This is a genomic window from Variovorax sp. KBS0712 (assembly GCF_006323185.2).
Classification (GTDB): Bacteria; Pseudomonadota; Gammaproteobacteria; order Burkholderiales; family Burkholderiaceae_C; genus Variovorax; species Variovorax boronicumulans.
This window is the reverse complement of record NZ_VCCD02000002.1, coordinates 1636337-1653941: the sequence shown is the minus strand read 5'-3', so window position 1 is coordinate 1653941 and position 17605 is coordinate 1636337. Positions and strand designations below refer to the sequence as shown.

Genomic DNA, 17605 nt, shown 5'->3' with positions numbered 1-17605 from the left:
GAGCAGGCTGCCTTCCATGAACCGCACCATGCTCCGCGCGAAGCTGCATCGCGCCACCGTGACCGAAGCCGACCTGCACTACGAAGGCTCGTGCGGCATCGACGAAGACCTGCTCGACGCGGCCGACATGCGCGAGTACGAAAAGATCGAGCTGTACAACGTCAACAACGGCGAGCGCTTCTCGACCTACATCATCAAGGCGGCGCGCGGTTCGGGCGCCATCTCGCTCAACGGCGCGGCGGCGCGCAAGGCGCATGTGGGCGACCTGCTCATCATCTGCACCTACGCCCCCATGACCGAGGCCGAAGCCGCCGATTACAAGCCGAAGGTGGTGCTGCTTGGCGATGCCAACCGCATCAACGAAGTCAAGAAGCTCTGACAGAGCCCTGGACAAGAGACCGAGACCGAACGAGGAGAACACAACACCATGGAAATCGTTTCGCACACCGTCATCAACCTGACCATCTTCGTGCTGGCCATCTACGTCGGCTACCACGTGGTCTGGACCGTCACGCCCGCGCTGCACACGCCGCTCATGGCCGTGACCAACGCCATCTCGGCCATCGTGATCGTGGGCGCCATGCTGGCCGCCGCGCTCACCACCACCCCGCTGGGCAAGACCATGGGCGTGCTCGCCGTGGCGCTGGCCGCGGTGAACGTCTTCGGCGGCTTCCTGGTCACGCGCCGGATGCTCGAGATGTTCAAGAAGAAAGACAAGAAGGCCGCCCCCAAGGCTGCAGAGGGAGTCGCCAAGTGAGCATGAACCTCGTCACGCTGCTGTACCTCGTTGCCAGCGTCTGCTTCATCCAGGCCCTGAAGGGCCTCTCGCATCCCACCACCTCGATCCGCGGCAACGTCTTCGGCATGACCGGCATGGCGATCGCCGTGCTGACCACCATCGCGCTCGTCCACGGACAGGCGCGCGCCCTCAACGTCGACTTCACCACCGGCATCGCCTGGGTGCTGGCCGCCGTCGTGGTCGGTGGCGGCCTGGGCGCGTTCATGGCCAACAAGGTCGAGATGACCAAGATGCCCGAGTTGGTCGCCTTCATGCACAGCATGATCGGCCTGGCCGCGGTGTTCATCGGCGTGGCCGCGGTGGCCGAGCCCTGGGCCTTCGGCATCACCGCCGCGCCCGTGGCGGCTGTCGTCGGTGCGCGCACGCCCGACGGCGCGGTCCTCTTCGAGGGCTTCGTGCGCCACGCCATTCCGTACGGCAACCGGCTCGAGCTGTTCCTGGGTGCGGCCATCGGCGCCATCACCTTCAGCGGCTCGGTCATCGCCTTCGGCAAGCTCTCGGGCAAGTACAAGTTCCGCCTGTTCCAGGGCGCGCCGGTGCAGTTCTCGGGCCAGCACATGCTGAACCTGGTGCTGGGCCTGGCGACCATCGCACTGGGCCTGGTGTTCGTGGCCACCGAAAGCTGGCCGGCGTTCTTCGCGATGCTGGCGCTGGCCTTCGTGATGGGCGTGCTCATCATCATCCCGATCGGCGGCGCCGACATGCCGGTGGTGGTGTCGATGCTCAACAGCTACTCGGGCTGGGCTGCGGCCGGCATCGGCTTCAGCCTGAACAACGCGATGCTGATCGTGGCCGGTTCGCTGGTGGGCTCTTCGGGCGCGATCCTGAGCTACATCATGTGCAAGGCCATGAACCGCTCGTTCTTCAACGTGATCCTGGGCGGCTTCGGCGGCGAGGCAACCACCGCCACCGACGGCGCCAAGGAACAGCGCCCCGTGAAGAGCGGCAGCGCCGACGACGCGGCCTACATGCTGTCCAACGCCGAGACGGTGATCATCGTTCCGGGCTACGGCCTGGCCGTGGCGCGCGCCCAGCACGCGGTGAACGAACTGGCCGAGAAGCTCACGCACAAGGGCGTCAACGTGAAGTACGCCATCCACCCCGTGGCCGGCCGCATGCCGGGCCACATGAACGTGCTGCTGGCCGAGGCCGAGGTGCCCTACGACCAGGTGTTCGAGATGGAAGACATCAACGGCGAGTTCGCGCAGGCCGACGTGGCGATCATCCTGGGCGCCAACGACGTGGTGAACCCGGCCGCGCTCACCAAGGGCACGCCGATCTACGGCATGCCGATCCTGGAAGCCTACAAGGCCAAGACCGTCATCGTGAACAAGCGCTCCATGGCCGCCGGTTACGCGGGCCTGGACAACGAGCTCTTCTACATGGACAAGACCATGATGGTCTTTGGCGATGCGAAAAAAGTAGTGGAAGATATGGGCAAGGCCATCGAATAGGCCGAAGGTCCGTGCCCGCGATGCGGGCCTGATCGTCGCGGCGCCTCACGTGCGCCGTTTTCGTTTTTAAAAACTCATCCGACTCCGAGGAGACACATCCATGACCGAACGCCCCTGGCTCAGCAGCTACCCGCAAGGCGTGCCCGCCGACATCGACGCGTCGCACTACCCGTCGCTGGTGGCGCTCATGGAGGAGAGCTTCACCAAGTACGCCGACCGCACGGCCTACAGCTTCATGGGCAAGGACGTGAGCTACGGCGAGACCGACAAGCTCAGCAAGGCCTTCGCGGCCTACCTGCAGGGCCTGGGCCTCGTGAAGGGCGACCGCGTCGCCGCGATGATGCCCAACTGCCCGCAGTACCCGATCGCGGTGGCCGCCATCCTGCGCGCCGGCCTGATCCTGGTGAACGTGAACCCGCTGTACACGCCGCGCGAACTCGAGCACCAGCTCAAGGACTCGGGCGCCAAGGCGATCGTCATCATGGAGAACTTCGGCACCACGCTGCAGCAGTGCATCGCGAGCACGCCGATCAAGCACATCGTGCTGGCCTCCATGGGCGACCGGCTCGGCTTCCTGAAGGGCGCGCTGGTCAATTACGTGGTGCGCAACGTCAAGAAGCTGGTGCCGCACTTCAGCCTGCCGGGCGCGGTGCGCTTCAACGATGCGCTCGACAAGGGCGCGGGCGGTTCGCTCAAGCCCGTGGCCACCGGCCCCGACGACGTGGCCGTGCTGCAGTACACCGGCGGCACCACCGGCGTGTCCAAGGGCGCGGTGCTGCTGCATCGCAACGTGATCGCCAACGTGCTGCAGTCCGAGGCCTGGAACGAGCCCGTCATGGCCAAGGTGCCGGCCAACGAGCAGCCCACCAGCGTGTGCGCGTTGCCGCTGTATCACATCTTCGCGTTCACGGTCGGCATGATGCTGAGCATGCGCACGGGCGGCAAGCTGATCCTGATCCCGAACCCGCGCGACATTCCCGGCGTGCTCAAGGAACTGTCGAAGCACACCATCCACAGCTTCCCGGCCGTCAACACGCTGTTCAACGGGCTGGCGAACCACCCCGACTTCAACACCGTCAACTGGAAGAACCTGAAGGTCTCGGTCGGCGGCGGCATGGCGGTGCAGGCCGCGGTGGCCAAGCTCTGGCTCGAGAAAACCGGCTGCCCCATCTGCGAAGGCTACGGCCTCTCGGAAACCTCGCCCTCGACCACCTGCAACCCGACCAACAGCACGGCCTACACCGGCACCATCGGCCTGCCGCTGCCGAGCACCTGGCTCAAGCTGCTCGACGACGACGGCAACGAGGTGCCCACCGGCGAGCGCGGCGAGATCGCCATCAAGGGCCCGCAGGTCATGGCCGGCTACTGGCAGCGCCCCGACGAGACCGCCAAGGTCATGACGCCCGACGGCTACTTCAAGAGCGGCGACATCGGCGTGGTCGACGAGCGCGGCTACTTCAAGGTGGTCGACCGCAAGAAGGACATGATCCTGGTGTCGGGCTTCAACGTGTACCCGAACGAGATCGAGGACGTGGTGGCAATGCTGCCCGGCGTGCTCGAATGCGCCGCGGTCGGCGTGCCCGACGAGAAGACCGGCGAGGCCGTGAAGCTCGTCATCGTCAAGAAGGACGAGTCGCTCACCGAAGCGCAGGTGCGCGAGTACTGCCGCGCCAACCTCACGGGCTACAAGCAGCCGCGCGTGATCGAGTTCCGCACCGACATGCCCAAGACCCCGGTGGGCAAGATCCTGCGGCGCGAACTGCGGGATAGCAAGAAGTAGTAAGGGTTCCGCCCGGGTGGGGCCGGGGCATCGATCTTGCATATTCGCGGGTCGATGCTCAGATTCATTTACGTTCGCCTAGGCTTGCTCGTGCCGACCTTCATCGGCATGACGCTGCTGGCCTTCTTTCTCATCCGGCTGGTGCCGGGTGACCCCATCGAGACGATGGCCGGCGAGCGCGGCATCGACCCCGCGCGCCACGCCGAGCTGCGCACCGCCATGGGCCTGGACAAGCCCTTGCTCGTGCAATACGGCATCTACATCGGCCGCGTGCTGCAGGGCGACCTGGGCAAGTCGCTCATCACGCAGGACACGGTGATGAGCGAGTTCCTCGCGCTCTTTCCGGCCACCGTCGAACTCGGCGTGTGCGCGATTCTCTTCGCGCTGCTGCTCGGGCTGCCGGCCGGCATCGTCGCGGCGGTGCGGCGCAATTCGATCTTCGACCACGGTGTGATGGCCACGTCGCTCACCGGCTACTCGATGCCGATCTTCTGGTGGGGCCTGCTGCTGATCCTGTTCTTCTCGGTGCAGCTGGGCTGGACGCCGGTGTCGGGTCGCATCTCGGTGCAGTACTTCGTCGAGCCGCAGACCGGCTTCCTGCTGATCGACGCGCTGCGCGCCGGCGAGACCGAGGCCTTCTGGTCGGCGCTGCACCACCTCATTCTTCCGGCCATCGTGCTGGGCACCGTGCCGCTGGCCGTCATCGCGCGCATGACGCGCTCGGCCATGCTCGAGGTGCTGGGCGAGGACTACATCCGCACCGCGCGCGCCAAGGGCCTGTCGCGCTTTCGCGTGGTGGGCTTGCATGCGCTGCGCAATGCGCTGATCCCGGTCGTCACGGTGATCGGCCTGCAGATCGGCGTGCTCTTCACCGGTGCGATCCTCACCGAGACCATCTTCTCCTGGCCCGGCGTCGGCAAGTGGCTCATCGAGGCCATCGGCCGGCGCGACTACCCGGTGCTGCAGGGCGGCATGTTGCTGCTGGGCGGCATCGTGATGCTGCTCAACCTGCTGGTGGACATCGCCTACGGCGTCATCAACCCGCGGATCAGGCACTGAGTCGATGACGAGCAACACCCACGCAGTGCCCCCCGGCTCGCAGGCCTCGGCGCCTCCCGGTCCCTGGCGCGAGTTCTGGACCGCCTTCTCGGCGAACCGGGGCGCGGTCATCGGCCTCGTCACCATCGTGGTGCTGCTGCTGGTGGCGCTGTTCGCGCCGTGGATCGCGCCGCATGCACCGAACGAAACCAACGCCGCCGCGTTCCTCAAGCCGCCGGCCTGGCAGGAGGGCGGCTCGTGGACCTACCTGCTGGGAACGGACGCCATCGGGCGCGACATCCTGTCGCGGCTCATGCACGGCGCGCGGCTGTCGCTGTCGATCGGCGTCGCGGTGGTGGCGCTGTCGGTCGTGGTGGGCGTGGTGCTCGGGCTCGTCGCCGGCTTCTTCCGCGGCGCGCTGGAGATCGCGATCATGCGGATGATGGACATCATCCTCACGATGCCCAGCCTGCTGATGGCCATCGTGATCGTCGCGATCCTCGGGCCGGGGCTCGTCAACGCCATGCTCGCGGTGGCCATCGTGGTGCTGCCGCACTACGTGCGCATCACGCGCGCCACGGTCATCGCCGAGGTCTCGCGCGACTACGTGACCGCGGCGCGCGTGAGCGGCGCCAGCACGCTGCGCCTGATGTTCCGCGAGGTGCTGCCCAACTGTTCGGCGCCGCTGATCGTGCAGGCTTCGCTGGGCGTCTCGACCGCCATCCTCGACGCGGCGGCGCTCGGCTTCATCGGCCTGGGCGCACAGCCGCCGTCGCCCGAGTGGGGAACGATGCTGGCCGATGCGCGCGAGTTCGTGCTGCGCGCGTGGTGGGTCGTGACCTTTCCGGGGCTCGCCATCCTTGCGGCCGTGCTGGCCTTCAACCTGCTGGGCGACGGGCTGCGCGATGCGCTCGACCCGAAGCTCAAGCGCTGACGCAAAGGAAAGAACAGATGCCTTTGCTTGAAATCAAAGATCTGCACGTCGAGTTCCCCACGCAAGGCGGCGTGCTGCATGCCGTCGACGGCGTGAGCCTCACGCTCGAAGAAGGCGAGGTGCTCGGCATCGTCGGCGAATCGGGCTCGGGCAAGAGCGTCACGATGATGGCGCTCATGGGCCTCGTCGGCTTTCCGGGCCGCGTGCGCGCGGACCACATGCGCTTTGCGGGCAAGGACTTGCTCGGCATCTCCGACAAGGCGCGCCGCACGCTGGTCGGCAAGGAGGTCGCGATGATCTTCCAGGAGCCGACCACCAGCCTCAACCCCTGCTTCACCATCGGCTTCCAGCTGATGGAAACGCTGCGCCTGCACCTGAAGCTCGACAAGCGCGAAGCGAAGAAACGCGCCACCGAACTGCTCGAGCAGGTGGGCATCCCCGCCGCCTCGTCGCGCCTGGGCAGCTACCCGCACCAGCTCTCGGGTGGCATGAACCAGCGCGTGATGATCGCCATGGCCATCGCCTGCAACCCGCGCCTGTTGATCGCCGACGAGCCGACCACCGCGCTCGACGTGACCATCCAGGCGCAGATCCTCGACCTGCTGCGCGACCTGCAGAAGGAGCGCGGCATGGCGCTCGTGCTCATCACGCACAACATGGGCGTGGTCAGCGAGATGGCGCAGCGCATCGCCGTGATGTACGCGGGGCAGGTGATGGAGCACCAGCGCGTCGATCGCTTGTTCGCATCGCCGCAGCATCCCTACACCGAGGCGCTGCTCGCGGCGCTGCCCGAGCGTGCCGCGCCCGAGGGGCGGCTCGCCACCATCAGCGGCGTGGTGCCCGGCGTGCACGACCGGCCCGCGGGCTGCCTGTTCGCGCCGCGCTGCGGCTACGTGACCGAGCGCGCCTGCCAGGTGCGACCTGCGCTGCGTGCGTGGCAGGGCGCCGAGGTGCGCTGCCACTTTCCGCTCGGCGAGCCGGGGCGCGCCGAAGCCATCGCGCACGACCCACCGCGCGCCGCCGTCGCGGAGGTGCTGCCATGAGCGACGCATCGCCCCCGGAGATCGTCGCCGAGGCGCGCAACCTGCAGCGCACCTACGCCGTGCGGCGCGGGCTGTTCCGCGCACCGGCGCAGTTGCGCGCCGTGGGCGACATCTCGTTCCGCCTCGAACGCGGGCGCACGCTCGCGGTGGTGGGCGAATCGGGCTGCGGCAAGTCGACGCTCGCGCGCATGGTCGCGCTGATCGAGAAACCCACGGCCGGGCAGCTGACGCTGATCGGTGCCGATGCCGTGAGCCCGCCGCATGAACGCAAGCGCGAGCTGCGCCAGGCGGTGCAGCTGGTGTTCCAGAACCCGTATGGCTCGCTCAACCCGCGCAAGAAGATCTCGGCGGTGCTCGAAGACCCGCTGGCCATCAACACCACGCTGAGCAAGCCGGAGCGCACCGAGCGCGCGCGCGAGATGCTGGCCCGCGTCGGCCTGCGCCCCGAGTACGCCAACCGCTACCCGCACATGTTCTCGGGCGGCCAGCGCCAGCGCATCGCCATCGCGCGCGCGCTCATGCTGTCGCCGCGCCTCCTGGTGGCCGACGAGCCCGTGTCGGCGCTCGACGTGTCGATCCAGGCGCAGGTGCTGAACCTGCTGGCCGACCTGCAGGCCGAGCTGGGGCTGGCCTACCTCTTCATCTCGCACGACCTGGGCGTGGTGCGCCACATCGCGCACGACGTGCTCGTGATGTACCTGGGCCACGCGGTGGAGCAGGGCCCCAAGTCGCGCATCTTCGCGCGGCCGCTGCATCCCTACACGCAGGCGCTGCTGGCCTCGACGCCGGGCCTGAGCAGCCAGCGCATCGTGCTCAAGGGCGAGCTGCCGTCGCCGCTGGACCCGCCCTCGGGCTGCGTCTTCAGCACGCGCTGCCCGCACGTGCAGCCGCGCTGCCGCGAGGAGCGTCCCGCGCTGCGCGCGCTCGACGAACGGCTGGTGGCCTGCCACTTCGCCGAGCAGTTTCTCGATGGCGCGCCTGTCGTGCGCGCCGATGGTCCCGTGCTCGCCGCGTCCTGAAGAAGAGTGGAGTGGCGATTTTTTCAACCCTGTCTCGAGGAGTCCCCATGACGACCCAGTCCTCCGTTTCGCGCCGCTCACAAAAGCTGGCGCTCCTGGCACCGGCAGCGCTCACGGCCCTTACCCTGGCCTGCGGCGCCGTGTCAGCCAAGACGTTGGTGTACTGCTCCGAAGGAAGCCCGGAAAACTTCTACCCGGGCATGAACACCACCGGCACGTCCTTCGACGTGACCACGCAGGTCTACAACACCATCGTCGAGTTCGAGCGCGGCGGCACCAAGGTGATGCCGGGCCTCGCTGAAAAATGGGACATCTCGGCCGACGGCACCGTGTACACCTTCCACCTGCGCAAGGGCGTGAAGTGGCACACCACGAGCAAGAGCTTCAAGCCCACGCGCGACTTCAACGCCGACGACTTCATCTTCATGCTCGAGCGCCAGTGGAAGGAGAGCGACCCCTTCTTCAAGGTCACGAGCCAGAACCACTCCTACTTCAACGACATGGGCATGCCCAAGTTGCTGAAGTCGGTGGACCGCATCGACGACCACACGGTGAAGATCACGCTCAACCAGGCCGAGGCGCCGTTCCTCGCGAACCTGGCGATGCAGTACGCGGGCATCCAGTCGAAGGAGTACGCCATCGCGATGCTGAAGGCCGGCACGCCCGAGAAGGTCGACCAGGACCCGGTCGGCACCGGCCCGTTCTACCTCGTGCAGTACCAGAAGGACGCGATCATCCGCTTCAAGGCCTTCCCGCAGTACTGGGGCGGCAAGGCCAAGATCGACGACCTCGTGTTCGCGATCACGCCCGATGCGTCGGTGCGCTGGGCCAAGCTGCAAAAGGGCGAGTGCCACGTCATGCCGTACCCGAACCCGGCCGACCTCGACGCGATCCGCAAGGACCCGAACGTGCAGGTGCTGGAGCAGCCGGGCCTGAACGTGGGCTACCTCTCGTACAACACGACGAAGAAGCCCTTCGACGACGTGCGCGTGCGCAAGGCCATCAACATGGCGATCAACAAGAAGGCCATCATCGACGGCGTGTACCTCACGACCGGCGTGGCGGCGAAGAACCCGATCCCGCCCACGCTGTGGTCCTACAACGATGCCGTGAAGGACGACCCGTACGACCCCGAAGCCGCCAAGAAGCTGCTGGCGCAGGCTGGCTTCCCCGACGGCTTCAGCACCGACCTGTGGGCCATGCCGGTGCAGCGCCCGTACAACCCGAACGCCAAGCGCATCGCCGAGCTGATGCAGGCCGACCTGGCCAAGATCAACGTCAAGGCCGAGATCAAGAGCTTCGAGTGGGGCGAGTACCGCAAGCGTCTGCAGGCCGGCGAGCACCAGATGGGCATGCTGGGCTGGACCGGCGACAACGGCGACCCGGACAACTTCATGTACACCCTGCTGGGCTGCGCCTCGGCCAAGTCGGCCAGCGGCAGCAACATCTCGAAGTTCTGCTACCAGCCGTATGAAGACCTCGTGGTGAAGGCCAAGAGCGCGACCAAGCAGTCGGAGCGCGACGCGCTCTACAAGAAGGCGCAGGTCATCTTCAAGGAGCAGGCGCCGTGGTTCACCATCGCGCACGCGGTGCAGCTGAAGCCGGTGCGCAAGGAAGTGGTCGACTTCAAGCTCAGCCCCTTCGGCCGCCACACCTTCTACGGCGTGGACATCAAGTAAGCCGTGGCCGCTGCGCCCATCGCCATCGTCGCGGCCATGCACGAGGAGCTGAGTGCGCTCCTCGCGCGCATGCCCGACGAGCAGCGCGTGCGCGTGGCCGGCCGCGACTTCTGGGTCGGCCACCTGCAGGGCCAGCCCGTGGTCGCGGTGCTGTCGCGCATCGGCAAGGTCGCGGCGGCGGTCACGGCCACGGTGCTGCTCGAGCGCTTCGGCGTGCGGGCGATCGTGTTCACGGGCGTGGCGGGCGGGCTGGCGCCGGGCGTGAACGTCGGCGACGTGGTCGTGGCGACCGAGCTGCTGCAGCACGACATGGACGCCTCGCCGATCTTTCCGAAGTACGAGGTGCCGCTGATGGGGCGTTCGCGCTTCGCGGCCGATGCGGCCATCGGCGATGCGCTGGCGGCAGTGGCCGAAGGCACGCTGCGCGATCCGGTGAGCCTGGTGGGGCAGAAGGCGGTCGATGAGTTCCATCTGCGTTCACCGAAGGTGCATCGAGGCCTGCTGATCAGCGGCGACCGTTTCGTGTCGACCACCGCGGAGTGCGGGGCCCTGCAGCGCTCGCTGCCCGACGCGCTCGCCGTCGAGATGGAAGGCGCTGCGATGGCGCAGGCCTGCCACGACTACGGCGTGCCCTTCGCGGCGCTGCGGACCATCTCGGATCGCGCCGACGACGCCGCGCACGGCGACTTCACGCGCTTCGTGGCCGAGGTGGCGAGCCGCTACAGCCTCGCGCTCGTCGACGCCTGGCTCGCCTCCCTGCCGCGCGACACGGCCTGAAGAACCCGCCTACGGCGCGAGCCGGCGCAGCTGCGGCAGGTCGCGCAGCAGCGGCGGGATCGACAGCGCCAGCAGCAGCGCGGCCAGCGGCACGACGCAGATGAATCCCACGTGCTTGAAGCCCAGCGCGCCCACGGCGCCGCCGAGCACGAACATGGCGACCAGGCCGCCGCAGCGGCGCAGCCGGCTGCGGTCGTGGCGCACCGGCAGCGGCGTGGACGGCGCGCGCCGGTTCCAGTAGAGCATCTTGCCCAGCTCGATCCCCACGTCGGTGATGTTGCCGGTCATGTGGGTGGTGCGCGTGCTGCCGCCCGAGGTCTTCGACGCCACGGCGTTCTGCAGGCCCATGATGAACGACAGCAGCAGCACCGTGAGCGGCACCGCGAACGGCGTGGCCCAGGTCAGCGTGATGGCGCCGGCGAGCCCGAACGGGAACATCAGCGCGGCCTCCAGCAGCAGCGGCAGCGCATACACGCCATGCAGCCGGTGCTGCCGCGCCCAGTTCACCAGCACCGCGCAGACCGCGGCGCCGCTCACGAACGCCAGGATCGCGCCCAGCGCGTTCAGCAGCAGCGTGAGGTTGCCCAGCACCATGCCGTCCGCCAGCTGCGAGGCGAAGCCGGTCATGTGCGAGGTGTACATGTGCAGCACGAGGAAGCCGCCCGCATTGATGGCGCCGGCGTTGAAGGCCAGCAGTAGCCCGAGCGCGGTGTTCGTCGACGGCGCGCGGTGGCGGTTGGTGAGGAAACGAAGTCTGCGCACGGGGCTCTCCAGGGTCAGCTGCCTGCCGGCAGTCACTCTAGCACCCAGTACAGCGACTACTTGAGCCAGCCGCGCCGGCGGAAGTACCACATCGGCACCAGCGCGCTCGCGGCCATCAGCGCGATGGCGTAGGGGTAGCCCATGGCCCAGTCGAGCTCGGGCATGAACTTGAAGTTCATGCCGTAGATGCTCGCGATCAGCGTGGGCGGCAGCAGCGCGACGCTGGCCACCGAGAAGATCTTGATGGTCTTGTTCTGGTTGATGTTGATGAAACCGACGGTCGCATCCATCAGGAAGTTGATCTTGTCGAAGAGGAACGCCGTGTGGTTGTCCAGCGACTCGATGTCGCGCAGGATCTGCCGCGCCTCCTCGAACTGCTCGGCGTTGAGCATCTTGCTGCGCATCATGAAGCTCACGGCGCGGCGCGTGTCCATCACGTTGCGGCGGATGCGGCCGTTCAAGTCTTCCTGCCGCGCGATGGCGCCGAGCACCTCGCCGGCCAGCTCGTCGCTGACGTTGCCCGACAGCACCTTCTTGCCCGCCACCTCGAGCTCGTCGTAGATGTTCTCCAGCGTGTCGGCCGAGTACTCGGCGTCGGCGTCGAAGAGCTTGAGCATCACTTCTTTCGCGTCTTCGATCAGCCCCGGCGCGCGGCGTGCGCGCATGCGCAGCAGGCGGAACACGGGCACGTCTTCGTCGTGGATCGAGAACAGCACGCCGCGGCTGCGCAGGTCGGTGTTGTGCTGGTTGAGGATGAAGGCGACGCGCACCGTGCGCGGGTCTTCGTCGTCGTCGATCAGGAAGTCGGAGCGGATGTGCAGTTCGCCGTTGTCTTCCTCGTAGAAGCGGGCCGATTCCTCGATGTCCTCGTCCATCGCGTCTTCGGGAATCGAGAGGCCGTAGTACTGCTTGATCCAGCGCTTTTCCTCGAGCGTGGGCGACTCGAGGTCGACCCAGATCGGCTGGAACTTGGAGAGCTCTTCGAGCGACTCGATCTCTTCCTGGACGAGGCGGCCGTTGGCGAGCGTAAAGATGTTGAGCATGGGCTCACTCCCGGGGGTGACTGAACGATGGGCGAGGGCGGGGCGCTTTCAATTCCCGCGGACCCAGCGTCAGTACATCACGCGCAGCGTCGCCAGGGAGTTGAAAGCTGCCGAGACGGGGCGGTTTCCAAGGGGAGTCTCCGGTTGCAGCGAGGCGCGATTATGTCACCGGCCACAGGGCGACAAGGCACTCGAACTGGACGGACATACAGTAAAGTCGTGCCCATGCAGACCCCTGCGTCCCCCGTTCTTTCCACCCCCCCGAAGACGCAAGCCGAGCGCCTGGCCGCGGCGCTTGCCGCGCTCAACGACGACCAGCGCGCGGCGGTCGAGCACGGCGTGGGCGCGGCGGTCGGCGTCGACCACCGGCCGCTGCTCGTGATCGCCGGCGCCGGCTCGGGCAAGACCAGCACGCTGGCGCACCGCGTGGCGCACCTGATCGCGGACGGGGTCGATCCGCAGCGCCTGCTGCTGCTCACCTTCTCGCGCCGCGCCGCGCAGGAAATGGAGCGCCGCGCGGGCCAGGTGCTGGCACGCGTGCTGGGCCTGAAGTCGGAGCGCCCGCCCGCGCTGCCGTGGGCCGGCACCTTCCACGGCATCGGCGCGCGGCTGCTGCGCGAGTACGCCGCGCAGATCGGGCTGGACGAGAACTTCACCATCCACGACCGCGGCGACGCCGAAGACCTCATGGGGCTGGTGCGGCACGAGCTGAGCCTGTCGTCCACGGTCAACCGCTTCCCGCGCAAGGGCACCTGCCTGTCGATCTACTCGCGCTGCGTGAATACGCGCGCGCCCCTGGCCGCCGTGCTGAAGGACAGCTTTCCCTGGTGCGCCGAGTGGGAGGCGCAGCTCAAGACGCTGTTCGGTGCCTACGTCGAGGCCAAGCAGCAGCAGAACGTGCTCGACTACGACGACCTCTTGCTCTACTGGGCCGAGATGGTCGCCGAGCCCGCGCTGGCCGCGCACGTCGGCGCGCGCTTCGACCACGTGCTGGTCGACGAGTACCAGGACACCAACCTGCTGCAGGCCGAGATCCTGCGCGCGATGAAGCCCGACGGGCGCGGCGTGACGGTGGTGGGCGACGACGCGCAGTCGATTTATTCGTTCCGCGGCGCGACGGTGCGCAACATCCTCGACTTTCCCTCGCAGTTCTCGCAAGAGGCGCGCATCGTCACGCTGGAGCGCAATTACCGCTCGACGCAGCCGATCCTCGACGTGTCGAACCGCGTCATCGCGCAGGCCGCCGAACGGCACGCCAAGACGCTGTGGACCGACAAGCCCTCGGCCGGCAAGCCGGTGCTGGTGCTCGTGCCCGACGAGGCCGGGCAGGCGCGCTGGGTGGCCGACAAGATCCTGGCGCACCGCGAGGGCGGGCTGGCGCTGAAGTCGCAGGCGGTGCTGTTTCGCACCTCGTCGCACAGCGCGGCGCTCGAACTGGAACTGGCGCGGCGCAACATCCCGTTCGTGAAGTTCGGCGGGCTCAAGTTCCTCGAGGCCTCGCATGTGAAGGACCTGCTCGCCGTGCTGCGTTTCGCGCAGAACCCGCGCGGGCGCATGGCGGGCTTCCGGGTCACGCAGCTCATTCCCGGCGTGGGGCCGGCCACCGGCACGCGCCTGCTCGACGCGATGGACCAGGCGGGCGACCCGGCCGCGGCGGTGCGCGACTTCGTGCCGCCGTCGGCCGCGCGTGAACAGTGGGCCGACTTCGCCCAGGCCTACGCCGCCTTGCGCGCGCCGTCGCTGCAGTGGCCGGCCGACGTCGAGGTGGCCATGCAGTGGTACCAGCCGCACCTGGAGCGGCTGTACGAAGACACCTCGGGCGTGCGGCGTGCCGACGTCGAGCAGCTGGCGCGGCTGGCGGCCGGCTATGGCTCGCGCGAGCGCTTTCTCACCGAGCTCACGCTCGACCCGCCCGAGGCCACGAGTGACCGGCCTGGCCCGCCCTCGCTCGACGAGGACTACCTGATCCTGTCGACCATCCATTCGGCCAAGGGGCAGGAGTGGAATTCGGTGCATGTCATCAACGTGGTCGACGGTTGCATGCCCGCCGACGTGGCGCAGGGCGCGCATGAACTCGAGGAAGAGCGGCGCCTGCTCTACGTGGCGATGACGCGGGCCCGCGACCACCTGCACCTGGTGATGCCGCAGCGCTTCCACATCACGCAGCAGGCGGCGCGCGGCGACCGGCACCTGTACGCCAACCGCACCCGCTTCATCACCGAGTCTGACCTGGCGGGCTTCGAACTGCAGACCTGGCCGCCGCCGCCGGTGCTGCCGCCTGCGGTGCCGCCGCCGGCCGCGGTGATCGACCTGCGCAACCGCATGCGCGCCGCCTGGCGCTGAACGGGCCGGCCCTTCGGGCGTGAGGGTCACTGCGCGCTGCACATGGAAACACTTGCTTCCAATGTGCCGCAACGGCATGCCACTGCACGGGGGCAGCTATGGAATCAATAGCGGATTAGGGCATGCAATACACCGGCCCGTCACTCGGGCAAGCCCCGGTATTGCAATACCGTGACAGCTTGGGCATAGTGAATCCGACCGCCCCTTTCTTCATCTCCCTTCCTCTTCCCCCTCTCTCCCAACCTCACCTGTTTCGCCGGCCACGCTTCATCCCGGAGCGCGGTCATTTCCCCAACCGTCAATTCTCAGGAGGTCATTCATGAATTTGACGATCAGCGGTCATCACCTCGACGTCACACCTGCCTTGCGCACCTACGTCACGAGCAAGCTGGACCGGATCACGCGACATTTCGACCAGGTGGTCGATGTCAAGGTGATCCTCACGGTGGAAAAGCAGAAGGAAAAGGAACGCCGCCAAAGGGCGGAGTGCAACATTCACGTCAAGGGCAATGACATGTTCGCGGAATCGAGCCACGCTGATCTGTACGCCGCGGTTGATGAGCTGGTCGACAAGCTCGACCGCCAGGTGGTCCGCCACAAGGATCGCCTGCAGGACCACCATCACGTGGCGCCCAAGCGCGTGATGTAAACGCCGGGCCCCGCGCCCCGCATCCCAGGCCGCCTTCGGGCGGCCTTTTGTTTGTCCGACCACATTGGTGGGGCTTTGCAAGGCCCTCAGAGGAAGCGACGCCTCACGGCAACACATGTAGACGAAAGTAATTAGGGGGACTGGGGGTTTTTACCGAGGAGGTGCATAATCGCCCCCGCTCTGACCCCACCATGAATCGCCTCGCGTCCATCCTGCCGCCCGCTCAAGTGCTCGTGAGCGTTGACGCCACCAGCAAGAAACGTGCTTTCGAAGAAGCCGGCCTGCTGTTCGAGAGCCTTCACGGTCTGGGCCGTGCCCTCATCACCGACAGCCTGTTTGCGCGCGAGCGCCTCGGCTCCACCGGCCTGGGCCACGGCGTCGCCATTCCACATGGCCGCATCAAGGGCCTCAAGGCGCCGATGGCCGCGGTGTTCCAGCTGGCGAACCCCATCGGCTTCGACGCTCCCGACGAGCAGCCCGTGGCGCTGCTGATCTTCCTGCTGGTGCCCGAAGCGGCCACGCAGAAGCACCTCGAAATCCTGTCCGAAATTGCCGAGCTGCTGAGCGACGCAGGCCTGCGCGAGCAGATCAAGTCCAGCACCGACGCCGCCGCGCTGCACGGCCTCATTGCCGGCTGGCAGTCGACCCAGGTCGCCTGAGCGCCCGTGCCGGGCCTGCCGCTGCTGCTGATAAGCTGCGGCGACGCTTTTCTCTCCCTCCATCCTGACCAGAATGCCGGCGCCCCGCGCCGGCCGCCGCACGCATGAAGCCGACCGTCATCAGCGCCGATGCCATGTTCGAGGAGTTCCGCGGGTCGCTCCGCTGGGAATGGCTCGCGGGCCTGGGCGCCTCGGAGCGCCAGTTCGACCCCGACGTCATCAGCCGCGCGCAGTCGGCCGCCGACCTGGTCGGCTACCTGAACTACATCCACCCGTACCGCGTGCAGATCCTCGGCGCGCGCGAGGTGGCCTACCTCACGCGCGGCAGCAAGGAAGACTGCGTGCGCCGTATCGGCCGCATCGTCACGCTGGAGCCGCCGATGCTGGTGCTGGCCGACGGCCAGGCCGCGCCCGACGAGCTGCTGTCGATCTGCGAACGCGCCCAGCTGCCGCTGTTCGCCACGCGCGAGTCGTCGGCCTTCGTGATCGACCTGCTGCGCGCCTACCTGTCCAAGCACTTCGCCGAGCGCACCTCGATGCACGGCGTGTTCATGGACATCCTGGGCATGGGCGTGATGATCACGGGCGAGTCGGGCCTCGGAAAGAGCGAGCTCGGCCTGGAGCTGATCTCGCGCGGCAACGGCCTGGTGGCCGACGACGCGGTCGACCTGTACCGCATCAACCAGAACACCATCGAAGGGCGCTGCCCCGACCTGCTGCTGAACCTGCTGGAGGTGCGCGGCATCGGCCTGCTGGACATCCGCGCGATCTTCGGCGAGACGGCCGTGCGCCGGAAGATGCGCCTGAAGCTCATCGTGCACCTCGTGCGGCGCGACAGCTTCGAGCGCGACTACGAGCGCATGCCCTCGGCGCCGCTCACGCAGGACGTGCTGGGCATCCCGGTGCGCAAGGTCATCATCCAGGTGGTGGCGGGGCGCAACATCGCCGTGCTGGTGGAAGCCGCGGTGCGCAATTCGATCCTGCAGCTGCGCGGCATCGACACCTATGCCGACTTCGTGGCGCGCCACCACAAGGCGATGGAGAGCGGGCGCGATCCGGACTGAGCAAAGAAAAAAGCCCTTCAAAGTGAAGGGCCGCTTTCTGCTTCAGCAGGTCTTCAGCGTCAGCGCTTCTTGACGCAGTCGCCGCACAGGCCGTACAGCGACATGGCGTGGTCCTGCAGGACCCAGCCCTTGTCCTTGGCGATCATCTGCTGGCGCCGCTCGATCTCGGCGTCGTAGAACTCCTCGACCTTGCCGCACGAGGTGCAGACCAGGTGGTCGTGGTGCGTGCCTTCGTTCAGTTCGTAGACCGCCTTGCCGCTTTCGAAGTGGCTGCGTTCGAGGATGCCGGCCTGCTCGAACTGCGTGAGCACGCGGTACACGGTGGCCAGGCCGATGTCGGAGTGTTCGTTGAGCAGCACGCGGAAGACGTCTTCCGCGGTCATGTGCCGCTGGCTGCCGGTCTGGAAGATCTCGAGGATCTTCAGTCGCGGCAAGGTGGCCTTGAGGCCGGTGTTCTTGAGTTCGTCGATGTTGGCCATGATGGTTCCTGCGCCCTGGGCTGAGGCCGGGCCTTCAGGCTCGGCCGCTACAATGTTCGATCATATCGCTACCCCCCTCTTCT

17 protein-coding genes are annotated in these 17605 nt (G+C 67.3%); 14 read left to right on the top strand and 3 right to left on the bottom strand.

The annotated features are described in order from the left end of the window. Window positions 1-16 precede the first annotated feature (16 nt). From panD to FFI97_RS24625, 10 genes are all read left to right on the top strand, one after another. Window positions 17-379: an aspartate 1-decarboxylase gene (gene panD / locus FFI97_RS24670; RefSeq protein WP_062481508.1), complete on the top strand. Its 363-nt coding sequence runs from the start codon at window positions 17-19 to the stop codon at window positions 377-379. Window positions 380-427: 48 nt separating this feature from the next. Beyond that, on the top strand, window positions 428-757 hold the full coding sequence (locus FFI97_RS24665; protein ID WP_139702224.1) for an NAD(P) transhydrogenase subunit alpha: 330 nt from the start codon (window positions 428-430) through the stop codon (window positions 755-757). Next, window positions 754-2253 carry an NAD(P)(+) transhydrogenase (Re/Si-specific) subunit beta gene (locus FFI97_RS24660; RefSeq protein ID WP_139702223.1) on the top strand — a complete coding sequence of 500 codons (1500 nt, stop codon included), beginning with the start codon at window positions 754-756 and terminating at the stop codon, window positions 2251-2253. The genes FFI97_RS24665 and FFI97_RS24660 overlap by 4 nt, the downstream gene beginning before the upstream one ends. A gap of 100 nt (window positions 2254-2353) precedes the next feature. Next, window positions 2354-4033 (top strand): long-chain-fatty-acid--CoA ligase, encoded by a 1680-nt coding sequence (locus tag FFI97_RS24655; protein ID WP_062481514.1) that lies wholly within the window; start codon window positions 2354-2356, stop codon window positions 4031-4033. Between the two features lie 54 nt (window positions 4034-4087). Continuing rightward, window positions 4088-5092: an ABC transporter permease subunit gene (locus FFI97_RS24650; protein ID WP_070063398.1), complete on the top strand. Its 1005-nt coding sequence runs from the start codon at window positions 4088-4090 to the stop codon at window positions 5090-5092. Between the two features lie 4 nt (window positions 5093-5096). Next, window positions 5097-6005 (top strand): ABC transporter permease subunit, encoded by a 909-nt coding sequence (locus FFI97_RS24645; protein WP_095949747.1) that lies wholly within the window; start codon window positions 5097-5099, stop codon window positions 6003-6005. Between the two features lie 17 nt (window positions 6006-6022). Beyond that, window positions 6023-7048, top strand: coding sequence for an ABC transporter ATP-binding protein (locus FFI97_RS24640; protein WP_139702222.1), 1026 nt, complete (start codon window positions 6023-6025; stop codon window positions 7046-7048). Continuing rightward, window positions 7045-8067 carry a peptide ABC transporter ATP-binding protein gene (locus FFI97_RS24635; protein WP_139702221.1) on the top strand — a complete coding sequence of 341 codons (1023 nt, stop codon included), beginning with the start codon at window positions 7045-7047 and terminating at the stop codon, window positions 8065-8067. Before FFI97_RS24640 ends, FFI97_RS24635 begins: the two co-directional genes overlap by 4 nt. 47 nt (window positions 8068-8114) lie before the next feature. Then, window positions 8115-9746 carry an ABC transporter substrate-binding protein gene (locus FFI97_RS24630; protein WP_095743302.1) on the top strand — a complete coding sequence of 544 codons (1632 nt, stop codon included), beginning with the start codon at window positions 8115-8117 and terminating at the stop codon, window positions 9744-9746. Window positions 9747-9782: 36 nt separating this feature from the next. Next, window positions 9783-10523: a 5'-methylthioadenosine/adenosylhomocysteine nucleosidase gene (locus FFI97_RS24625; protein WP_139702237.1), complete on the top strand. Its 741-nt coding sequence runs from the start codon at window positions 9783-9785 to the stop codon at window positions 10521-10523. Between the two features lie 9 nt (window positions 10524-10532). Here FFI97_RS24625 and FFI97_RS24620 read toward each other — a convergent pair whose 3' ends face one another. Next, window positions 10533-11285 carry a YoaK family protein gene (locus FFI97_RS24620; RefSeq protein ID WP_062481040.1) on the bottom strand — a complete coding sequence of 251 codons (753 nt, stop codon included), beginning with the start codon at window positions 11283-11285 and terminating at the stop codon, window positions 10533-10535. Between the two features lie 56 nt (window positions 11286-11341). Then, entirely contained in the window at window positions 11342-12328 is a 987-nt protein-coding gene (corA, locus tag FFI97_RS24615; protein WP_056584267.1) for a magnesium/cobalt transporter CorA, read from the bottom strand. A 225-nt stretch (window positions 12329-12553) separates the two neighbouring features. Here corA and FFI97_RS24610 point away from each other — a divergent pair, with 225 nt between their 5' ends. The 4 genes from FFI97_RS24610 to hprK all read left to right on the top strand — a co-directional run bounded on the left by FFI97_RS24610 (window position 12554) and on the right by hprK (window position 17043). Further along, on the top strand, window positions 12554-14671 hold the full coding sequence (locus FFI97_RS24610) for an ATP-dependent helicase (RefSeq protein ID WP_139702220.1): 2118 nt from the start codon (window positions 12554-12556) through the stop codon (window positions 14669-14671). Between the two features lie 319 nt (window positions 14672-14990). Then, window positions 14991-15320: a ribosome hibernation-promoting factor, HPF/YfiA family gene (hpf, locus tag FFI97_RS24605; RefSeq protein ID WP_013538898.1), complete on the top strand. Its 330-nt coding sequence runs from the start codon at window positions 14991-14993 to the stop codon at window positions 15318-15320. A 191-nt stretch (window positions 15321-15511) separates the two neighbouring features. Next, window positions 15512-15979, top strand: coding sequence for a PTS sugar transporter subunit IIA (locus FFI97_RS24600; RefSeq protein ID WP_042581318.1), 468 nt, complete (start codon window positions 15512-15514; stop codon window positions 15977-15979). A gap of 104 nt (window positions 15980-16083) precedes the next feature. After that, the gene (gene hprK / locus FFI97_RS24595; protein WP_062481041.1) at window positions 16084-17043 is read left to right on the top strand and encodes an HPr(Ser) kinase/phosphatase; all 960 of its coding nucleotides are present in this window, start codon (window positions 16084-16086) and stop codon (window positions 17041-17043) included. Between the two features lie 59 nt (window positions 17044-17102). Here hprK and fur read toward each other — a convergent pair whose 3' ends face one another. Beyond that, window positions 17103-17522, bottom strand: coding sequence for a ferric iron uptake transcriptional regulator (fur, locus tag FFI97_RS24590; RefSeq protein ID WP_062481042.1), 420 nt, complete (start codon window positions 17520-17522; stop codon window positions 17103-17105). Between the last annotated feature and the right edge of the window lie 83 nt (window positions 17523-17605).

Bases quoted from the DNA above. Each gene is read 5' to 3' on its own strand.
- hpf (WP_013538898.1), top strand. From the start codon at position 14,991: ATGAATTTGACGATCAGCGGTCATCACCTCGACGTCACACCTGCCTTG.
- FFI97_RS24630 (WP_095743302.1), top strand. From the start codon at position 8,115: ATGACGACCCAGTCCTCCGTTTCGCGCCGCTCACAAAAGCTGGCGCTC.
- FFI97_RS24635 (WP_139702221.1), top strand. From the start codon at position 7,045: ATGAGCGACGCATCGCCCCCGGAGATCGTCGCCGAGGCGCGCAACCTG.
- FFI97_RS24650 (WP_070063398.1), top strand. From the start codon at position 4,088: ATGCTCAGATTCATTTACGTTCGCCTAGGCTTGCTCGTGCCGACCTTC.
- FFI97_RS24640 (WP_139702222.1), top strand. From the start codon at position 6,023: ATGCCTTTGCTTGAAATCAAAGATCTGCACGTCGAGTTCCCCACGCAA.
- FFI97_RS24665 (WP_139702224.1), top strand. From the start codon at position 428: ATGGAAATCGTTTCGCACACCGTCATCAACCTGACCATCTTCGTGCTG.
- FFI97_RS24600 (WP_042581318.1), top strand. From the start codon at position 15,512: ATGAATCGCCTCGCGTCCATCCTGCCGCCCGCTCAAGTGCTCGTGAGC.
- FFI97_RS24610 (WP_139702220.1), top strand. From the start codon at position 12,554: ATGCAGACCCCTGCGTCCCCCGTTCTTTCCACCCCCCCGAAGACGCAA.
- FFI97_RS24645 (WP_095949747.1), top strand. From the start codon at position 5,097: ATGACGAGCAACACCCACGCAGTGCCCCCCGGCTCGCAGGCCTCGGCG.
- corA (WP_056584267.1), bottom strand. From the start codon at position 12,328: ATGCTCAACATCTTTACGCTCGCCAACGGCCGCCTCGTCCAGGAAGAG.
- fur (WP_062481042.1), bottom strand. From the start codon at position 17,522: ATGGCCAACATCGACGAACTCAAGAACACCGGCCTCAAGGCCACCTTG.
- hprK (WP_062481041.1), top strand. From the start codon at position 16,084: ATGAAGCCGACCGTCATCAGCGCCGATGCCATGTTCGAGGAGTTCCGC.
- FFI97_RS24625 (WP_139702237.1), top strand. From the start codon at position 9,783: ATGCACGAGGAGCTGAGTGCGCTCCTCGCGCGCATGCCCGACGAGCAG.
- panD (WP_062481508.1), top strand. From the start codon at position 17: ATGAACCGCACCATGCTCCGCGCGAAGCTGCATCGCGCCACCGTGACC.
- FFI97_RS24655 (WP_062481514.1), top strand. From the start codon at position 2,354: ATGACCGAACGCCCCTGGCTCAGCAGCTACCCGCAAGGCGTGCCCGCC.